Genomic DNA, 14725 nt, shown 5'->3' on the forward strand with positions numbered 1-14725 from the left:
TCCCGCCCGGGCGGGAGCCGGTGGCGTATCCCCTCAATTGGGGAGGGTCGCTCAGGGCGTGCGAAGGACGACGTCGACGAAGTAGTTCGTCGACCCCCAGCTCGACGCCGGGTAGCCGCTGCTCGCGCCGTACCGGTAGCGGCCGTTGCCGGCCGCGGGCGCGGTCAGCCGGCCGCGGGTCCAGGGGGCCGAGAAGAAGCCGCCGGTGACCGCGTAGTGCCCGTTCGGCGCGAAGTACGACGCCACGTAGGTCTGCCCGCCCGTCACCGGGTACGGCGTCGCGAGCTCGGCGGTCTGCCAGCCGGTGGCCGACTCGTCGGCGAAGGTGACCCGGGCCAGCGGGTCGCCCGCGGCCGACCACAGGGTGCCGGTGTGCGTGCCGGTGTTGCCCGCGCCCTTGTAGAACCGGATCGCCGTGACGACCCCGTCGACCGCCGGGGCGAACGCCACCCCGAGCTCGAGCGGGTCGCTCTCGCCGACCGCCGCGGTCGCCGGGGTGACGCCGGCGAACAGCGAGTCGTAGGTGGCGGGGGCGGCCTCGGTGCGGAACGTCCAGGACCCGTCGGGCAGCACGGCCCCGTCGACCGAGACCACGCCGGCGTGCTCGACGGTGACCGGGCGGTCCGCGGGCAGTGCGGCGGCGGGGGTGAAGGTCAGTCGCCGGGCGTCGCCGGACAGCTCCACGCTGCCCGCGACGGGTGCCCCGTCCACGAGGACCCGCACCGTGGCTCCGCTGCGGATCGCCGTGCTGAACGCGATCGACGGCCGGACGCCGGCGCTCACCCCGGTCGCGCCCGAGGTCGGGGTCCGGGAGGTGACCGCGATCGTCGCCTCGTCGGGCACGTACTCGACGTCGGCGAAGTAGCTCGACGAGCGGTAGCTGAAGGTCGGGAACCCGCCGGCGGCGCCGTACAGGTAGCGGCCGTTGTCGCCGCCGGGGGCGACGAGCAGGCCCGAGGTGACCGGCTGGGTGAAGTAGTCCTGGGAGTAGGAGTAGTGGCCCTGCGGGGCCAGGTAGGACACGACGTACCGCCGCCCGGCCAGGACCCGGGCCGGCGTCGACAGCCGGGCCCGCTGCCAGCCCTGCGGGGTCTCGTTCGCGAACGTCACCCGGGCCACCACGGCGCCGGTGTCGTCCCAGAGCGTGCCCACGTGGGTGCCGCCGTTGCCGGTGCCCTTCAGGAATCGCAGGGCGCTGACGGTCCCGTCCCGGCTCGGCACGAACGCCGTCCCGAGCTCGACGGGGGACGACGAGTCGTCGCTCGGCACCTGGGGCAGCGCGTCACCGAAGATGGTCTGCGCCGCGACGCCGGGCGCCGCGGTGGTGAACGTCCAGGTCCGGTCGGCCAGCACCGCGCCGTCGTCCGACACGACGCCCGTGAGACGCACGGTCACGACGCTCGCCGCGGGGAGGGCGGCGCTCGGCACGAACGACAGCCGGGTGCGGTCGGCCGAGGACTCGAGGGCGCCGGCGACCGGCTGGCCGCCCACCGACGCGGTCAGCGACGCACCGGTGCGCACCGGCTCGCTGAACCACACCCGCACCGGGTTGCTCCGGGGTACGTCGAGCGCGCCGGCCGGCGGGTCCTGCGCGGTGATCTCGATCGCCGGGGCGCGCCGCTCGAAGACGACGTCGACCAGGTAGCTCGTCGACGACCGCTCCCCCGGGAAGCCCGCGCCGTAGGTGTAGCTGCCCGCGGTCGAGGACACGCGCAACGGGGGCCGCGACAGGTTGGCCGCCGAGAACGCGCCGGGGGTCTGCGAGAACCGGCCCTCCGGGCTGCGGTACGACACGACGTACTCGGCGCCGGCGACGATCGTCACCGGCTGCGCCAGCACGAGCGTCTGCCACCCCGCGGCCGACTCGTCGGAGAAGGTGCCGGAGGCGAGCTGCTCGCCGGCCGCCGACCAGAGCGAGCCCACGTGCGGCCCGGTGTTGCCGGCCCCCTTGTGGAAGCGCAGCGCGGTGACCGTGCCGGCGACGTCGCTGGTGAACCGGGTCCCGACGCTGAGGGCCCGGGCGTCGTCGGCCTGCGAGGCCGGCGCGGTGTCCTCCGAGAACAGCGAGCACGGGCACACGCCGGGCGCCCCCGGCGGGACGGCGCTCGTGAACGACCACGAGGCCGGGCCGGTGAGGGCGATCCCCTGCGGGTCGGTCCCCGCGACCGTGGCGGTGAACCGGACCCCGCCGGCCAGCGGCGCGGTCGGCGTGAAGGTGACGGTCCGCGTAGCCGCGTCGTACGACGTGCTGCCGGGGACGGTCGCGCCCGTGCTGTCGACCAGCCGGACGGTCGCGCTGGCCGGGGTCACCGGCCGCGAGTACCGGGCGGTGACCGTCGTCGAGCGCGGCACGCTCGTCGAGTCCGCGAGCGGGGCGCGGGTGAGCAGGGTGAGCGGCGAGCTGTCGGTCAGGGTGAACACCGGCTCGACGAAGTAGCCGGTGTTGCGGTGCGACGACGCGGGGAACGCGCCGGGGCCGCCGTACACGCCGGCGGGCGGGGCGCCGAAGCCGCCCCGGATCCGGAAGGGCGCGCGCTCCCACGTCGCGGACGAGAAGGCGTCGGTCTGCGAGGCGTAGCGCCCCTGGGGCGCGGTGTACGACGCGACCAGCTGCTCGCCGGCCGCGACCGCGACCGGGGTCGCGAAGTCCACGCGCTGCCAGCCGGTGGCCGTCTCGCCGGTGAAGGTCGCCGTCGCGAGCCGCTCGCCGGCCGCGCTCCACAGCGAGCCGACGTGGGTGCCGCCGTTGCCGCTGCCCTTGTAGAAGCGGACGCCGGAGACGAAGCCGCCCTCGGTCGCGGTGAACCGGAGGCCGAGCTCGACCGCGCCGGGGTCGTCGGTGGTGGGGAGCGCGGGGGCGGTGGGCACCGCGGCGCCGTACACGGTGCACGGGCAGGTGACGCTCACCGAGCGGCTCGTGACCGCGCCGATGTTGGCGCTGTCGTCGGTGGCCCGGGCGCGGATGCTCTCGCTGCCCACCCCGCGCTGGACGGCGGTGTAGGACCAGGCACCGGTCGTGAGGTCGAGGCTGGTCGCCGGGTGCCAGGTGTCGCCGTCGTCGGTCGTGACCTCGACGCCGGCCACCCGGCCGCCCCCGGTGTCGGTGGCGGTGCCCGTGACGGTGAGGCTCGCGCCGTTGGCCCGGCTTGCACCCGCGGCGGGGCTGGTGATCGTGGTGGTCGGACCCGTCGCGTCGGACGACGCCGTGGCGGCCGTCAGGTCGCTGCTCAGGCTCCGCGGCTGGGCGCCCATGTCGGCGAGCAGGTTGACCTGCGCCTGCTGGATCCGCCGGTCGGCGGGCTCCGCGGCGTACGGGCTGTCGTGCTCCTCGTCCAGGCCCCACGTCCACTGCACGCTGCCGGCGCTGAAGACCAGCGCGCCGCTCGCGGCGCGGTAGAGCGTGAGGTGGTGGGTCGTGGTGCCCGACACCACGGTGTTGCCGTAGTCGGTGAGGTACTCCGGGGTCGGCCCGGTGGTGGTCGAGAGCCGGACCAGGCCCGGGGGCCGGAAGCCGTTGTCGACGTCCTCGTTGGACTCGTAGCCGACGGTGTGCGGCGCGAGCGTGGCCGTCGTACCGGCGGCCAGGGAGGCCAGGGTGGTCCCCCGCCAGAGTCGTAGTCGGCCCTCGCCGGCGCTGACCTGGACGGCGAGGTCGTCGTGGTTCACCTGGTACTGCGTGCCGGTCACCGCGTTCTCGGGCCGGCCGCCGCCGTCCGCGGGCGCGGCGAAGCGCGGGTCGCGCCAGGTGCCGGTCCACTGCGGCGACGTCGCGTCGATCTTGGCGCCGCCGCGCCGGTCGTCGTCGCCCCACGTCTCCTTGTAGGAGACCAGCGTCCGGTACGGCGTGTGACTCGCGTCGGCGGACGGCTCGTAGCGGGTGCGCCAGTACATCTCGTTGCCGCTGAGGAACTGCAGGTGCACCCCCGCGTCCCGGGCCGCCTCGACGTTGGCCCGCTGCGCACCGCTCCAGTACTCGTCGTGGCCGACGGACAGGAACGTCTTGTGGTTGCGCAGCAGGTGACCGCGGCGGTCGGTGTCGACGCCGGCCTGGTAGCTGACGTCGTACCCGTTCTTCTCGAGGAAGCGGATCAGCGGGTACTCGTTGGCGAAGAAGAAGTCGCGTCCGCCCGGACCCCCACGGGTCAGCACCGGCCGGTTGTAGCTGATCTTGTAGGCCCGGCCGTTCTCGCCGCCGGTGTAGAAGTCGGAGCCGCCGTACTCGTTGTAGGCCTGCCAGGTCGTGTCGGACGTCTGGAAGACGACGTCGGAGCGGCTGGCGTCGTCGCGCACGACGAAGGTGATGTGGCTGGCCGCCCCGGTCGACGGGATCTCCAGGCGGGCGACGTACACGCCGGAGACGGCGGTCGCAGGCACCTGCCAGGAGGCGGAGACCCCCCAGGTGCCGCAGTCGTAGAGCTCGGTGTCGACGTCGGTGATGCACTGCGGCTGGCGCTGCGGCAGGGTCGCGGTGACCGGGACCGAGGTGATCCGCCGGGCGCCGGCGCCGCCGTAGTAGCCGATCCGGAAGATCGTCACCGTGTACGCCGTGGCGTCGGTGTCGATCTTGAAGTCCACCCGGTTGCCGACGTTGACGCTGATGTCGGTGGAGAAGCCCTGGATGTCCGGGCTGCCCGCGCCCTGACCCCACATGCCGTCCCAGTCGGCCCAGTCGGCGCCGTCCAGGCTGTTCTCGCAGGTGATCCGGTTGCCCTGCGCACCGCAGGGGTCGGCGGCGACCGCGGGCGGCGGGGTGGCCAGCGCCACCAGCCCTCCCGCGAGGAGGGCCAGCACGAGGACGAGACGGAAACGGGCGTGGGTCACGGTGGCACCTGCCTGCGGGAAGGGGCTCCCACCGTCGCGGGCCGCGGTCCGCCCGTGCCGTCCGGTCCCGCCAAGTTCCCCGGAATCGGGTAGCGACCCCCGCTTCCGCCCCGCACCCCGCGGTCGAGGGCTGGCATGGGTCCATGACCGTCACCGAGACCACCCCGCTCATCGACCCGAGCGCCGACGTCGACCCCCGGGCCGAGGTCGGTGCCGGAACCCGCGTCTGGCACCTGGCCCAGGTGCGCGAGGACGCCCGGCTCGGGCGCGACTGCGTCGTCGGCCGCGGGGCGTACGTCGGCCCCGGCGTCCGGGTCGGCGACCGCTGCAAGCTCCAGAACCAGGCGCTGGTCTACGAGCCCGCCGTGCTCGAGGACGGCGTCTTCGTCGGCCCGGCGGTGGTGCTGACCAACGACGAGTTCCCCCGGGCCGTGACCCTCGACGGCCGACTGAAGTCGGCGGACGACTGGGACGCCGTGGGCGTGACCCTCCGCGAGGGGGCGAGCATCGGCGCCCGGGCAGTCTGCGTCGCCCCGGTGGTCGTCGGCCGGTGGGCCCTGGTCGCGGCCGGCGCCGTCGTGGTCGCGGACGTCCCCGACTTCGCGCTGGTCGTCGGCGTCCCGGCCCGGCAGATCGGCTGGGTCGGCCACGCGGGCGTCCGGCTGGAGGCCGACCCGGACGATCTGCCGGGCGGCTGGCGCTGCCCGCGGACCGGCCGGCGCTACGTCGGGTCGCCGTCCGGCCTGGTCCCCGTCGATCCGCCCGTCGATCCGCCCGTCGACCCGCCCGTCGACCCACGCTGCGCGTAGAGCGCGACCGCCCCCAGCTGGGAGTTCACCCCCAGCTTGCGCAGCACCGAGCGGACCTGGCTGCGGACGGTGGCCACCGCGACGCCGAGCTGCTCGGCGATCCCCGGGACCGTCTCGCCCCGGTAGAGCAGGCGCAGCACCTCCAGCTCGCGCGGGCTCAGCGAGCCGATCCGCCCCCCGATCTCGTCGCGGGTCCGCACGGCCTGGTGCCAGGTGTCGATCATGGACCGTCGCTGGTCGGGCGCCAGCAGGAGCGCCCCGCGCTCCACGGCGCGCAGCACCAGGACCACCTCGTCGAGGGTCACCGACGCGGACAGCACTGTCGACGCCCCGCTCTCCAGGACCGCGCCCCAGAGGGCCTCCTCCTCGGTCGCGGCCAGCACGACGGTCGGCAGGTGCAGGTCCTCGATGAGGGTGCGCGCGGCGGCCAGCCGGGGCTCGCGGGCCAGGTCGGCCAGGACCAGCAGCACGGTGGGACCGAGCTGCAGCATCCGGGCCGCCTGGCCCTGGCTGACCGGCCCCGGCGCGATGGTGGCGCCCACCGCGTCCAGGCCCTGGCTGCGCAGCGCCGTACGCACCGCGTCGGCGACGAGCGGCAGGTCCGACAGGACGAGCACGCGCACGTCGGGCAGTGGTTGCTCCACCGCCTCGGCGGAGACGTCCGCCTCGCGGGGCACGTCGCACACGACCGACATCACCCTCCTCGGGGTCCGGAACGACAGGCATCAGGACGAGCCCGGGACGGCGGGCGCTGCCCATCCTCCCGAGCCGCTGATCCGCCGAGGGGCGTCTGGTGGAGCAGGTCCCCGAGTTTGGGGACGGGCTCCCCAGTTGTGGGGATCGGGCCCCGCCACCCTCCGCCGCCGGGGCTCGCGTCCCTACCCTGCGGGGTGGGATCGGGGTCGACAGACCAGCGGGGAGATCGGAGGGTCTGCGATGAGCCCGTCGTCTCCCGGCCGCCGCCCGGCGCGGCTGGTGGTGGTCGAGGACCACGCACTGCTCGGCGAGTCCATCGAGCTCGCCCTCACCGCGTCGGGGTACGCCGTGGCGCACCTGGCCCCCGGCCCGCCTCCCCTCGCGGACACCATCTCCGCCGTGACCCGGCTGCGTCCCGACATCGCGCTCGTCGACATCGACCCTGGCCGGTACGGCGACGGACTGCGCCTGGTCGCCCCGCTGTCGCGCAACCGGATCACGGTCGTCGCGATGACCTCCTCCCCCGTGCGGGACCGGTGGGGCGAGGCCGTGCGGTACGGCGCCGCCAAGGTGCTGTCCCGGGCGCGACCGCTGGCCGACGTCCTCACGACCGTGCACCGGATCCTCGCCGACCTGCCCGTCATGTCGGAGGAGGAACGGACCCGGCTGGTCGAGCTGGGCCGGCGCCGGCAGCTCGAGCAGCGCGACGTCCGGGCACGTCTCGAGAGCCTGACCACCCGGGAGGCGGAGGTCCTCGGCGAGCTGATCGAGGGGCGTCCGGTCCGCGAGATCGCCACCGGGTGGGGGGTCAGCGAGTCGACCGTGCGCACCCAGGTCAAGGCGATCCTCACCAAGCTCGACGTGTCGAGCCAGGTCGGGGCGGTCGGGCGCGCGCACGAGGTCGGCTGGCGGCCGCCACCGAGGTGAGCGGGAGATGCCCCATTTGCGGCATGCCCGCACCCCCCAACGGTTCCTACGGTGAGCCCACCTCGCCCGGAAGACAGCATGGAAGGAACCGACGCACGTGGCCACGACGACCTCCCTCCTCACCCCTCGGCCCGTGCTGGCCGCCCCGCTCGCGCCGGAGCTCCCCGCCCGGGTTCGGGCGCTGCGCCCGAGCCCCGCGGTCGTCCGGGCGACCGACCTCCTGGCCGCGACCGCGGGGACCCTGCTCGTGCAGCTGCCGAGCCCTCCGCCCGAGCCCGCGGTGCTGCTCGGCGTCCCCGTCATCTGGTGGTTCCTGCTGACCTGGACCAGCGTCCCGCGGGCCGGCCTCCTGCTCGGCCTGGTCGGCACGCTCCTGGCGACGACCGGTCCGGCGGCGGTGCCGCCTGGGCGGATGCTGCTGCTGACTCTCGGCCTGGTCGCGGTCGCGCTCGGGACGAGGCGCCTGGCGGCGGCGGGCGGGACGCGGGTGGTGCTGGTCGGCGACCCGACCGCCCTCGACGCGGCGAGCACCGAGCTGAACCGACCCGGCTCTCGCTTCGCGGTCGTCGACCAGGTGCCGACCGGACCCGGTGCGGTGCTCGCCGCGGGTGCGCTCGCCGACGTCGCGGGGCACCGGTCGGCGGATGCCGTCCTGGTGCTGCCGGGGGCCGGCCTCGACGCGGCGGCACTGCGACGGCTGGGCTGGGAGCTGGAGGGCCACGGCGTCGAGCTGTACGTCGGCACCGGCCTGCTCGACGTCTGCGCCGCCCGGACGTCGTCCACCCGGGCCGGCGGGCTGGGGCTCGTGCACGTGCGCCGCACGGTCCACGCGGGCCCGGGTCGGCTCGTGAAGGCGGTCGCCGAGCGGGTCGTCGCGGCGGGCTCCCTCCTGCTGCTCGGTCCGCTCCTGCTCGCCCTGCTCCTCGTCGTCCGGCTCAGCAGCCCCGGCCCGGCGCTGTTCCGCCAGACCCGCATCGGCCGCGACGGGCAGCCGTTCACGATGCTCAAGCTCCGCACCATGACCATCGGCGACGAACGCCCGCACGCCGAGCTCCTGGCCCGCAACGAGGTCGGCGGCGGCGTGCTGTTCAAGCTGCGCGAGGACCCGCGGGTGACCCGGGTGGGGCGGGTGCTGCGGCGCTACTCGCTCGACGAGCTCCCACAGCTCGTCAACGTGCTGCGCGGCGACATGGCCCTGGTCGGCCCCCGACCGGCGCTCCCCCGCGAGGTCGAGGCGTACGCCGCCGACCCGCGCCGGCGCCTCGTCGTACGGCCGGGGCTGACGGGGCTCTGGCAGGTCTCCGGCCGCTCCGACCTGTCCTGGGAGGAGACGGTCCGCCTGGACCTCAGCTACGTGGACAACTGGTCGCTCGGCCTCGACCTCTGGATCGCCGCCCGCACGGTGCGGGCCGTCCTCGGGCACCGGGGCGCGTACTGACGGCCGACCCTGCGGCGCGTCCCTGTCCCCCGACGGTTAAGTCCTTTAGCGTCCAGATACTGGGACAAGGGACGAGGTGGCGATCTTCGGAGCACCGGAACGGGTCTGAACAGTCACCGAGCGACGGACGGGAGGGCGGACGATGGCGAAGCTCAGACCGCCCGCGGACGTCTGGAGCCGGTGGGCGACCCTGGCGGCCCTCACCCTGGTCGCCGCCCCGATGCTGGTCCTGGTCACCGTGGTGCCCGGCATGCAGAGCCTCGCCCGGCTCTCCGCCGTCTCCGGGATGTCGGTGTCCGTGCTCTGCCTGGTGGCCGCGCTGCTCTTCCACCTCCACTGGCGGCTCACCCGGGCCGACACCACGGAGTGGCTCGCCGCCGGCGCGGCGGTGCTCGCCTCCCACGGGATGGCCCTCGCGCTCGTCGAGCGCAGCCGGGCGGTCGAGGACCTGGCGCCGTACCGCACGGCGACGACGCTGACGGTCGCCCTGCTGCTCGCGTTCCTCGCGCGGCGGGCCACCTCGCCCCTGGCCCCGGTCGGTCCCGACCCGATGGCCGCGGGTCTCGGTCTCGGCCTCGCCGTCGCCACGCTCCACCTCACCCTCGCGTACGGCGGCCCCTCGTGGCCGCTCCCCCTCGCCGTCCGCGTCGCGTGCTCGTTCGTCATCGTCGGCACCGGGGTCGTCCTGACCCTGGGTCTGCCGCGGGTCTCGGCGCTGCCCCCGTGGGCGCAGGTGCGGCTGCAGCTGGGCGTGCTGGCCGTCCTGCTGCGCCACGGGCTCGCGCTGCACGGGGACCTCGACGGCCCCGCCGGCGACGTCGTCCTCGCCGTGGGGACGGTGGCGGGGATCCTGGGCGCGGTGCTGCTCAGCACCACGGCGCTCGGCCTGGTCCGCTGGGCGATCCGGGACCAGCAGCGGATGGTCCAGGCCCTGCGGGACCGGCTGGCCGCCCTCGAGCAGGACTCCCGCACGGACCGGGAGCGCATGCACGAGGTGCGTGGCACCCTCGCCGGCATCGCCAGCGCCACCGAGCTGATGACCAGCTCACCGTCGCTGGACACCACCGAGCAGCCCGAGCTGGTCCGGATGGTGGGCCACGAGGTGTCGCGGCTGCACCGGATGCTCCACGACACGGTGCCGTCGCGGCCGGTCGCCGTCTCCCTCGACGAGGTCCTCGCCCCGCTGGTCCTCCGGCACCGCACCCAGGGTCACGACGTCCGGTGGGAGCCGGACGGGCGGTGGGTGCTCGTCGTACCCGACGCGCTCGCGCACGCGGTCAGCGTGCTGCTGGCCAACGCCGACCGGCACGCCCCCGGCTCGCCGGTCGTCGTCCGGGTGACCGACGAGCCCGGCTGGGTCGTCATCCGGGTGAGCGACTCCGGTCCCGGGGTACCGGCCGCCGTGATCGAGTCCCTGTTCACACGAGGTGCCCGTGCCGGGCCTCGCCCCGGCAGCGGCATCGGCCTCCACCTCGCCCGTCGGCTGCTCACGGAGGGCTCCGGCCGGCTGGCCTACGACCCGTCGCACCGTCCGGGCGCGTCGTTCCTGATCGGCCTGCGCCACGCCTCCCCGCCCGACCCGGGCCTCCGAGGCAGCACGTGACCGAGCGCCTGCGACTCGCCGTCCTGGACGACCACCAGCTGTTCGCCGAGACCCTCACCCTGGCCCTCGGGCAAGAGGGCTTCCAGACCCGGCGCTTCGCCGTACCCGAGCAGCCGGGGGCCACCGAGGACCTGCTGCGCGAGATGAACCGGTTCCGGCCGAGCATCGCGCTCGTCGACCTGTCCCTCGGGCGGTTCGGCAGCGGTCTGCGGCTGGTGCGCCCCCTGGTCACCGCCGGCACCGCCGTCCTGGTCGTGACGTCCGCTCCCCGCTCGCAGTGGGGCGAGTGCCTCCTGCACGGGGCGAGTCGGGTGATCGCCAAGACCGCGCCGCTGCAGGAGATCCTGGACTGTGTCCGCGACCTGGGGCAGGGGCGCACGGTGATCGACCCCGAGGAGTACGCCGAGCTGGTCGGCGAGTGGCAGGACGGCTCGCGCGAGCAGGCCACCCTGCGGGCCCGCCTCGCGGGGCTGAGCTCGCGCGAGCAGGAGGTGCTGGCGCAGCTGATGGAGGGGCACACCGCCCGCGACATCGCCCACGAGTGGATCGTCTCGGAGGCCACGGTGCGGACCCAGATCCGCGCGATCCTGACCAAGCTGGAGGTCTCGTCCCAGCTGGCCGCCGTCGTCCTGGCCAACCAGGCCGGCTGGACGCTCGACCAGGACTGACCGGGTGGCTCAGCCCTCGGCGGCGGCGAGCTCCTGCTTCCAGACCCGGAAGGTCTCCTCGGTCCGGCCGCGACGCCAGTAGCCCGAGATCGACGCGTCCTGGCGCGGCACCCCCCGCTCCTTCAGCAGGTAGGGGCGCAGGCCGTGCATGGTCACTTGCGCCTCGCCGTGGGCGAACACCTGGACCCGCCCCTCACGCCACGGGAGGGCCCGGACGGCGCCTTCCAGGTCCCCATCGAGCACCCACCGGACCTCGACGCCCGCCGGCCCGGTCAGCGGCTGGACGTGGTCGGCGCCGTACGCCTCGACGACGGCGTGGCCGACCGCGTCGGCCGGCAGCGCCTCCAGCGCGGCCCGGATCGCGGGTAGTCCGGCCTCGTCGCCGGCGAGCAGGTGCCAGTCGGCGGTCGGGTCGGGCGCGTAGCCGCTCCCCGGCCCCCGGACCTCCAGCACGTCGCCGGGCTTCGCGGCCGCGGCCCAGGGCCCGGCGTACCCCTCGTCGCCGTGGACGACGAAGTCGATGTCGAGCGTCCCGGTAGCGACGTCGGGGTTCAGCGCGGTGTAGGTGCGGACCACCGGCTCCTCGGGGGTCCCGAGGACGAGCTTGACGTAGCGGTCGGTGTCGGTGCTCCCGGCAAAGGCCGAGAGGTCGTCGCTGCGGAAGCGGACCCGGACCATGCCGGGGCTGAGCCGCTCGGTGGCGGTGACGACGAGGGTGGTGCTGCTGGGCACGGAGGCTCCTGACGATCGGTGTTAGGGAAGCCTAACTCGCCCGTGTGTGCGGAGCCTGAGGCTCGGACGTCGGGCCGGGTCCGGCGCGCCTCTCCTCGCATCAGCTCGTGGCGAGGAGGGCCTCGGCGATGGCGATGGCGATGGCGCGTTGCGTCCCGTCCTCGACGGTGACCCCCTCGGCCATCACCACGTACTGCTGGACGAGCACGACGAGCACTCGGTCACCGACGTCGACCGCCAGGTCCGCCATCTGACGCCCCTCGATCTCCGCGGTCGCGGACAGGGCCGGCGATCCCGCGACCGTCACCTCGGTCGTCGGCGTCGAGGCCGCAGGTGACCCGAGGCGAACGAGGTCGTCTTCGAGCCCGTCACGCTCGCTCCACACCTCGACCGTCACCACCAGCCCGGTGCTCGGACTCGGGGCGAAGCAACCGTCGTCGCGACCGGGTTGGGCGGGCGTGGTCTCGCCCGGCTCGAAGGACCCGCCGGTGATGTCGGACAGCTCCTCCGGGGTGAGCCGGTCGCACAGGTCGCCCTGCTCCACGGCGCCCAGTGAAGTGCCGCCGGGCCCGCCCTCGGCGGCACGGTCGTCAGCACAGCCGCCGAGCGCCAGCACGGCCAGTGCGACCACGCCTGACATGAGCCTCGCTCTCCGCACGAACGCCTCCTCTCCGGGTCGGGACGACGCATCATCTCCCGCGGACGCGCCTGCGTCCTGGCGAGGACCGCGCACTCGGCGGCAGTCCCCGCCGACGTGACGTGCTATCACCTGGTCTCGCCGTCGCACTCGGCCCGTCCCGTCAGCAGAGGAGGGTCATGGAGAACCATGATCTCGGATCGCATGACGAGGCACCGTGGGGAGGCTCATCCTCACCGACGGGACGACGGAGCGCCTGATGGCGCCGTCGACCGGCTCAGGACTCGTCCACGCAGGTCAGCTGCAGGAGGACCCGCCGTCGCCGGAGCCACCATGGCCACCGCCGTCCGACCAGCCCGCGCCGCCGAGAGCGCCACTCCAGCCGGCAGCGTGACCGGCGCGACGGCGTACGTCGGGGTTGCCCGGCACCAGGACGGCGTCGAGGAAGGCGGCCAGGACGACCGCGGCCACCAGCCAGGCGAACGCGGTGGCACCGACAGCCATCCGGCCACCGTCGTTCAGCACGACCGTCGAGATCGCGACGACCAACGCCACGACCGCGACCGTGGTGAAGGTGAGCCAGGCTGTGCGGGAGTGCGGGGCGAGGCGACGCGTGAGGGTGCGCATGCGGTCAGTGTGCGCCGGTTCGGGCGGGACCGCCAGAGGTCCGCGCAGCTGAGGCTCATCGGCAGGGGCGCGCCCGTGGCCCTGAGCGGGCGGGCCGTCAGGGCTGCGGGGTGGTGGTGCCGGTGTGGTCGCGTCTGAACGTCAGTCCGTTCGGGCTGCGCCAGACGAACGTCGTGTCGTCGATCTTGTCGTAGCGCCACCGCGTATGCGTCTTGGCGCGGTGATGTCGTCGGCACAAGGGGGCGATGTTGCAGTCGCACGTCGTCCCGCCGTGGGCGGCGGGGTCGCCGTGGTCGTGGTCGCAGGACCGGGCGCGGCGTCGGCACCATGGGAAGACACACGAGTGCTGGAGGAGGGCTTGGCGTTCCTTCAGCCGGTCGGGGACCTCGTAGGCGTCGACGTGGACGTGACCGGTGAGGTCGATGACGGGCTTGATGATCACCTGACTGTCTCCGTCCTGGCACCAGGACCGGACCTGCTCGACGGAGATCATCGATCGGGTGTTCTCGACGCGGGCGATGGCGGCGTCGGCGAGGTGCACGTGGACGACGACCTGGCGGGGTCGCTTGCGGTCCGGGTCCGGTTCGGCGTTGAGATCCAACGTCAGCTGGCGGCGGGCAAGGTCACCGACCGCGATCGAGCGACGGGCGTCAAGGGAGAGCCCGTCGGCGATGGTGGCGAGGTAGGACGCACCCCGGGCGATGGCGTCCTCGAGGTCGAGGGCATCGACCAGGTCGAGGGTGCCGCGGACTTCGACGTGCCCGTCGTAGGAGACCTGCTGGACTTCGATGTCGAAGTGCCGCACCTCAGCCGCGTCCCGGGCGCGCTGGGCGGCCGTCTCGGGGTCGAAGCGGACCCGGGCTTCTTCGATGGTCCGGTCGAGTTGGGCGATCGAGATCTTGTGCGCCACTGAGGCGACGTGAAGGTCGACGAACTCGGCGCCGTCGAGTGGGAGGTCGATGGTCTCGGCGGCGATGCGTCGGGCCTTCCAGACCGGGAGGTCGAGGGACTGCACTCGTTCGTAGACCCTGGGGAGGCGGTGGGCGAGTTCGACGGCGTGGCCGAGGTAGATCCGACCGGAGTCCGACGACAGGCCCAGTGCGGCGGAGAACTCCAGCACACTGAACTCGGCGATGAGTGGTGCGCCGGGGCCGGCGATGGCCATCTCGTCCTCACACCCCGGGATCCACACGGCGGCGGCATCCGACAGGGAGTCGGTGGAGTGCATCCCGGCCCAGGTGACGGCGGCGGCGAGTTGGTCGGCCTCGGCCTGGAGCTGGATAGAGCGTCGGGCGCGGACGAAGGCGAGCACCGCGGTGGCGGTGTCGCAGTCGTCGAGGTCCCGAGTGGTCATACCTATATGATACTCGAACACATTATCGAATGCGAGGGTTGTTCACAGCCTTGTTCGAGCGGTCGACCCGAAGGGACCGAATGCCAGAAGCAGCCTGGTGATGGCCCTTGATCACCGCGGACGGTGAGCCCCCTTCTTTCTGTAAATGTCTTCGAACCGGCCTGGTGCACCGAGCAGACACCACGGCAGAGGTCGACCTACCGGAGGTCGCTTGTTGGGTGCGGGGGTCTCGACGGGCGTTCAGGACTTCGTCCTTCACTGCTCGACCACCGGCGACAGTGACCGGCGGAGGGGACCGACCTTCCGAGGGTTTCTTGTTGGGTGCGGGGGTCTCGACGGGCGTTCAGGACTTCGTCCTTCACTGCTCGACCACCGGAGGCAGTAACCGGCCGCAGGGGCCGACCTACCGGAGG

Annotated in this window: 11 protein-coding genes; 5 read left to right on the forward strand and 6 right to left on the reverse strand. The window is 74.0% G+C overall.

The window, feature by feature from the left end; all coding sequences use genetic code 11:
- Nucleotides 1-51: 51 nt before the first annotated feature.
- A complete protein-coding gene (locus tag BLT76_RS16585) occupies nucleotides 52-4821 on the reverse strand; it encodes a DUF4082 domain-containing protein (protein ID WP_244509444.1) in 4770 nt (1589 codons plus the stop codon).
- 143 nt (nucleotides 4822-4964) lie between these two features.
- Here BLT76_RS16585 and BLT76_RS16590 point away from each other — a divergent pair, with 143 nt between their 5' ends.
- On the forward strand, nucleotides 4965-5630 hold the full coding sequence (locus BLT76_RS16590) for an acyltransferase (RefSeq protein WP_090858595.1): 666 nt from the start codon (nucleotides 4965-4967) through the stop codon (nucleotides 5628-5630).
- Here the strand turns inward: BLT76_RS16590 and BLT76_RS16595 are convergent.
- Entirely contained in the window at nucleotides 5543-6325 is a 783-nt protein-coding gene (locus tag BLT76_RS16595; protein WP_090858598.1) for a helix-turn-helix transcriptional regulator, read from the reverse strand. The genes BLT76_RS16590 and BLT76_RS16595 overlap by 88 nt on opposite strands.
- Nucleotides 6326-6566: 241 nt before the next feature.
- On the opposite strand from BLT76_RS16595, the gene BLT76_RS25780 reads away from it, so the two are divergent.
- From BLT76_RS25780 to BLT76_RS16615, 4 genes are all read left to right on the forward strand, one after another.
- The gene (locus BLT76_RS25780) at nucleotides 6567-7253 is read left to right on the forward strand and encodes a LuxR C-terminal-related transcriptional regulator (RefSeq protein WP_170867104.1); all 687 of its coding nucleotides are present in this window, start codon (nucleotides 6567-6569) and stop codon (nucleotides 7251-7253) included.
- A 97-nt stretch (nucleotides 7254-7350) separates the two neighbouring features.
- Nucleotides 7351-8691: an exopolysaccharide biosynthesis polyprenyl glycosylphosphotransferase gene (locus BLT76_RS16605; protein WP_090858601.1), complete on the forward strand. Its 1341-nt coding sequence runs from the start codon at nucleotides 7351-7353 to the stop codon at nucleotides 8689-8691.
- A gap of 142 nt (nucleotides 8692-8833) precedes the next feature.
- The gene (locus BLT76_RS16610) at nucleotides 8834-10294 is read left to right on the forward strand and encodes a sensor histidine kinase (RefSeq protein ID WP_090858604.1); all 1461 of its coding nucleotides are present in this window, start codon (nucleotides 8834-8836) and stop codon (nucleotides 10292-10294) included.
- Nucleotides 10291-10962 carry a response regulator transcription factor gene (locus BLT76_RS16615; RefSeq protein WP_090858606.1) on the forward strand — a complete coding sequence of 224 codons (672 nt, stop codon included), beginning with the start codon at nucleotides 10291-10293 and terminating at the stop codon, nucleotides 10960-10962. Before BLT76_RS16610 ends, BLT76_RS16615 begins: the two co-directional genes overlap by 4 nt.
- 9 nt (nucleotides 10963-10971) lie before the next feature.
- Here the strand turns inward: BLT76_RS16615 and BLT76_RS16620 are convergent, their stop codons facing one another.
- The 4 genes from BLT76_RS16620 to BLT76_RS16635 form a co-directional block, all read right to left on the reverse strand.
- Nucleotides 10972-11694, reverse strand: a complete 723-nt coding sequence (locus BLT76_RS16620) for a siderophore-interacting protein (RefSeq protein ID WP_244509445.1) — start codon at nucleotides 11692-11694, stop codon at nucleotides 10972-10974.
- A gap of 100 nt (nucleotides 11695-11794) precedes the next feature.
- Complete coding sequence (locus BLT76_RS16625) at nucleotides 11795-12334, reverse strand: hypothetical protein (protein WP_139175614.1); 540 nt, start codon at nucleotides 12332-12334, stop codon at nucleotides 11795-11797.
- 294 nt (nucleotides 12335-12628) lie between these two features.
- On the reverse strand, nucleotides 12629-12958 hold the full coding sequence (locus tag BLT76_RS16630) for a hypothetical protein (protein ID WP_090858613.1): 330 nt from the start codon (nucleotides 12956-12958) through the stop codon (nucleotides 12629-12631).
- Between the two features lie 97 nt (nucleotides 12959-13055).
- On the reverse strand, nucleotides 13056-14312 hold the full coding sequence (locus BLT76_RS16635; protein ID WP_090858617.1) for an HNH endonuclease signature motif containing protein: 1257 nt from the start codon (nucleotides 14310-14312) through the stop codon (nucleotides 13056-13058).
- Nucleotides 14313-14725 lie beyond the last annotated feature (413 nt).

The sequence above is a fragment of the Nocardioides lianchengensis genome (genome assembly GCF_900101465.1).
In the GTDB taxonomy this organism is placed as follows: Bacteria; Actinomycetota; Actinomycetes; order Propionibacteriales; family Nocardioidaceae; genus Nocardioides; species Nocardioides lianchengensis.

What these genes read in the sequence shown, in the direction of transcription:
- BLT76_RS16635 (WP_090858617.1), bottom strand. Translation starts at nt 14,312, where the DNA reads ATGACCACTCGGGACCTCGACGACTGCGACACCGCCACCGCGGTGCTC.
- BLT76_RS25780 (WP_170867104.1), top strand. Translation starts at nt 6,567, where the DNA reads ATGAGCCCGTCGTCTCCCGGCCGCCGCCCGGCGCGGCTGGTGGTGGTC.
- BLT76_RS16630 (WP_090858613.1), bottom strand. Translation starts at nt 12,958, where the DNA reads ATGCGCACCCTCACGCGTCGCCTCGCCCCGCACTCCCGCACAGCCTGG.
- BLT76_RS16595 (WP_090858598.1), bottom strand. Translation starts at nt 6,325, where the DNA reads ATGTCGGTCGTGTGCGACGTGCCCCGCGAGGCGGACGTCTCCGCCGAG.
- BLT76_RS16590 (WP_090858595.1), top strand. Translation starts at nt 4,965, where the DNA reads ATGACCGTCACCGAGACCACCCCGCTCATCGACCCGAGCGCCGACGTC.
- BLT76_RS16610 (WP_090858604.1), top strand. Translation starts at nt 8,834, where the DNA reads ATGGCGAAGCTCAGACCGCCCGCGGACGTCTGGAGCCGGTGGGCGACC.
- BLT76_RS16625 (WP_139175614.1), bottom strand. Translation starts at nt 12,334, where the DNA reads ATGTCAGGCGTGGTCGCACTGGCCGTGCTGGCGCTCGGCGGCTGTGCT.